The sequence below is a fragment of the Streptomyces sp. NPDC057654 genome, from assembly GCF_042800135.1.
In the GTDB taxonomy this organism is placed as follows: domain Bacteria; phylum Actinomycetota; class Actinomycetes; order Streptomycetales; family Streptomycetaceae; genus Streptomyces.
Genome location: NZ_JBHVHQ010000788.1, coordinates 1 through 4,050 on the forward strand (window position 1 = coordinate 1; position 4,050 = coordinate 4,050).

Here is a 4,050-nt window from a genome sequence, read left to right on the forward strand (position 1 = left end):
GCCACCCGCCGCGTCTTCGGGCCCTTTCGCGTTCCTGCCGGTCCGCCCCTACGCACCGGCGGGCCCTCACTCGATGGGCGACACCTGCCCGGAATCCGCCCGTCCGGTGCCCCACCTGACGTAGGGCCCCTCGAAACGCACGGCCTCATGCGGACGGGCCGCACCGCCGAGCACGAACACGTCGGGGGCCCCGTCCAGGACACCCCCCGACGGGTCGTCCGACCCGTCCTGCCGCACCACGTCCCGCTCGGGCAGCAGCACGTCGCGGACCACCACCGCGCACAGGTACAGCGTCCCCAGCAGATGCAGCAATATCGCCAGCTGGTACCCCTCCGTCGGCAGCCCCTGGTGCTTGTCCCCGCCGCTCGTGTACGCCAGATACATCCAGATCGCCACGAAGTAGAGAACCTCGCAGCCCTGCCAGATCAGGAAGTCCCGCCACTTCGGGCGCGCCAGGGCGGCGAGCGGGATCAGCCACAGCACGTACTGCGGCGAATAGACCTTGTTGGTGACCACGAACAGCGCCACGACCAGGAACGCGAGCTGCGCCAGCCGCGGCCTGCGCGGCGCGTACAGGCCGAGCGCCGCTATCGCGAGACAGCCGATGATCATCAGCAGCGTCGCGTACGTATTCGTGTTCTCCAGCGTTTCGCCGGTGCGCTGCGAGATGAGCAGCCAGATCGATCCGAAGTCGACGGGCCGGTCCTGGCTGAAGGTGTAGAACTGCGCCCAGCCCTCGCGGATATGGAAGCCGGACGCGTCGTGCGTGAGCATCACCGGCAGGTTCACCACCAGCCAGGACGCGACCGCGCCGACCGCCGTCCGCCCGAAGTCCCGCCAGCGGCCCGCCCGCCAGCACAGGATGAACAGCGGTCCGAGCAGCAGCAGCGGATAGAGCTTCACGGCGGTCGCCAGGCCGATCAGGACGCCGGCGGCGAGCGTACGGCCGCGGGACCACTTCAGCATCGCGGCGGCCAGCAGGGCCGCCGCGAACAGGTCCCAGTTGATGGTGGCGGTCAGCGCCAGGGCCGGCGCGAGGGCCACCAGGAGGGCGTCCCAAGGGCGGCGGCGGTGCGTACGGGCCACGCAGATCACCACGACGGCCGCACAGACCAGCAGCATGCCCGCGTTGACGAGCCAGTACAGCTGCTCGCGGTGCTGCATCGTGCCGCCGCCCGGCGTCAGCCAGGAGGCGACCTCCATGAACAGCCCCGTCAGGACCGGATACTCCAGATACGGCATGCCCCCGGAGACCGAATCGGGGACGCGGTCGAAGTAGGGGACGACGCCCATGTCGAAGCCGCGCCCGTTGAAGAGGTGCGGGATGTCGGAGTAGCAGGCGTGCGTGTACTGCGAGGTCGCGCCGAAGAACCACCCGGAGTCGTAACAGGGCAGCTTCTGCACCATGCCGAGCGCGAACATCCCGATGGCCGCCAGGGTGATGATCCGCACCGCGGTCCACCAGCCCCCGCCGAACACCGCGCGACGGCCGGCCGGGCCGCCGATGACCTCGCTGCCCGCGGCCGCCACCGCGTCCTCGGCGGTGGGGTGTACGGGCTGGTCCTCTCGCGCGCTCGTCATGCGGGCCATCCTGCCGTACGGGCCTGTGGACAGCGGTGAGGGCCGCCACGCGCGCTGCGTGACGGCCCTCATCGGTCATGGCTGCCGGTCGCTAATCGAAGATGCTGCCCGGTTTGGTCGGCGTGATCGTCGGACCGGGACCGCCGGTGGGATGGCCCCCGGGCCCCGAGGTGTCGCCGTCACTGTCCCCGTCGTCCTTGCAGTGCCAGTCGAGCGGGTCGCAGTTATGGGTCGGCGACGGCGAGTGGCTGGGCGTGTGGGTCGGCTTCGTCTCCGTCTGCGTCGCGGTGGGGGTGTGGGTCGGCTTCGTCTCCGTCTCCGTGTGCGTCGGAGTGGGCGTCGGGGTCGGGCTGGCGCCGTCACCGAAGATCTTCTTGCCGATCGGCTGCGGCTTGTCGAAGTCCTCGGCCTGCTTGCCCTTCAGCGCCTTGTTCATGAAATCGGCCCAGATCTCGGCCGGGTACGAAGCACCGTGAATCGTCTTCTGACCGCCCACGCCGCGCATGGACAGGAACTGCTGATTCTTCGCGTTGGGGTCGACGCGGAACATGCCGATGGCCGTGGAGAGCTGCGGGGTGTAGCCCGCGAACCAGGCCGAGCGGTTCTCATCGGTCGTACCGGTCTTGCCCGCCGCCGGCCGGCCCCCTTCGAGCTTCGCCGAGGTGCCGGTGCCGTGCTCGACCACGTTCCGCAGCACGTCGGTGACGTTGTTGGCGATGTTGGCGTCGAACGCCTGCTTCGTCTCCTCCTCGTGCTCGTACACGGCCGTGCCGTCCTTCTCGACCTTCTCGACCGAGTACGGCTCGGCCTGCTTGCCCTTGGCCGCGAAGGTCCCGTACGCGCCGGCGAGCCGGATCGCGCTCGGCGCGGACGTGCCGAGGGAGAAGGTGGGGGAGAGCGAGGCCATCTGGCTCTTGGCGAGCCCCGCCTTGATCGCTTCCTTCTGGACGACGTCGGTGCCCACGTCCATGCCGAGCTGGATGTACGGCGTGTTCACCGAGAACTGCATCGCGGTTCTGAGGCTGATGGGCCCCCTGTTCTCACCGCCGTCGTTCGGCTGGTGCCACTCCGAGCCGTCCTTGTCGTGCCAGACCTGCCCGTTGAAGTCGCGGAGCGTCACCCTGTCATCGCCGTTGTACATGCTCTCCGGCGAGACCGGGGTGCGTTCGTCGTCACCCTGGTCCGCGGAGAGGCCCTGATTGCGCTTGCCGTGCTCCATGGCCGCTGCCAGGACGAACGGCTTGAAGGTCGAACCGACCTGGACGCCGGTTTCGTCGGAGTTGTTGGTGAAGTGCTTCAGCGCGTCCTCACCGCCGTAGATCGCGATGATCTTGCCCGTGCCCGGCTCCACCGACGCCCCGCCGAACTGCACGTGCTCGTCGACCTTGCGCTCCTTCGGCTTGATGTTCGCCTTCCGGACCGCCTCGACGGACTTCGCCAGCGTATCGACCTTGTCCCTCTGGAAGGTGGTGTGGATCTGGTAACCGCCCTTGTCCAGCTGGGCCTTGGTGATCTTGCCCTTGCTGTGCGCGACGATGTAGGAGTCGGCGAGGTCCGTGAGATAGCCGATCTGCCCGGCCCGGTCCGTCGCGGGCTTGGGCCGCTGCGGCTTCGGGAAGCCCTTCGCCAGCACCTTCTGGCGCTCCTCGGGCTTCATCCGCTTGGTCTCCACCTCACGCCTGAGCGCGAAATTCCACCGTTCCGTGGCCCGCCTGGTGTTCTTCTCGGGCGTCGCCGCCGGCCCCTGGCCGCCCCACGGGTCGTACAGGTTCGGGCCGTTCAGCGTCGCGGCGAGGAACGCGCTCTCGCTCGGCGACAGGTCCGAACAGTCCTTGTTGTAGTACGCGCGCGCCGCGGCCTGGATGCCGTACGCGCCTCGCCCGTAGTAGGCGGTGTTCAGGTACCCGGCGAGGATGTCGTCCTTTTCCGTCTTCAGCCCCACCTTGATGGAGATCAGCAGCTCGGTGGCCTTGCGCTGGAGCGTCTGCTCCTGGTTCAGGTACGTATTCTTCACGAACTGCTGCGTGATGGTCGATCCGCTCTGCGTCTCACCGCCCTGCGCCATCTTCAGGACCGCGCGCGCGATGCCCATCGGGTCGACGCCCGAGTCGGTCTCGAACGAGGCGTTCTCCGCGGCGATCACGGCGTTCTGCATCGAGTGGGGGATCTGCGCGAGCGGCACGATCTGCCGGTTGAGCTCACCGCCGCCCGCGACCACCATCGTCTTGCCGTCGGCCCAGTAGTAGACATTCTTCTGGACCTTCGACGCGGCCTGCGCCGTCGGGATGTCCACCATCATCAGCGCTATGCCCACCGCGCCCACCACAAGGCCCATGAAACCCAGGCACGTGGCCGTGACCAGCTTCCAGGACGGCATCCAGCGACGGAATCCGTACTTGCCCGCGCGCGGGTAGTCGATGAAGCGCTTCTTGACGGGCCCGCTGTCGCCGCCGCGGCCGCGCCCCCGGC

The 4,050-nt window shown here is 68.6% G+C and carries 2 protein-coding genes; both read right to left on the bottom strand.

Annotation, left to right across the window (positions count from 1 at the left end; translation table 11 throughout):
- Positions 1-66: 66 nt before the first annotated feature.
- Positions 67-1,581, bottom strand: coding sequence for a glycosyltransferase family 87 protein (locus ACFU99_RS35880; protein WP_384400480.1), 1,515 nt, complete (start codon positions 1,579-1,581; stop codon positions 67-69).
- A 91-nt stretch (positions 1,582-1,672) separates the two neighbouring features.
- The coding region (locus ACFU99_RS35885) for a transglycosylase domain-containing protein (protein WP_384400483.1) at positions 1,673-4,050 on the bottom strand (2,378 nt) is incomplete at its 5' end.

What these genes read in the sequence shown, in the direction of transcription:
- ACFU99_RS35880 (WP_384400480.1), bottom strand. Translation starts at nt 1,581, where the DNA reads ATGACGAGCGCGCGAGAGGACCAGCCCGTACACCCCACCGCCGAGGAC.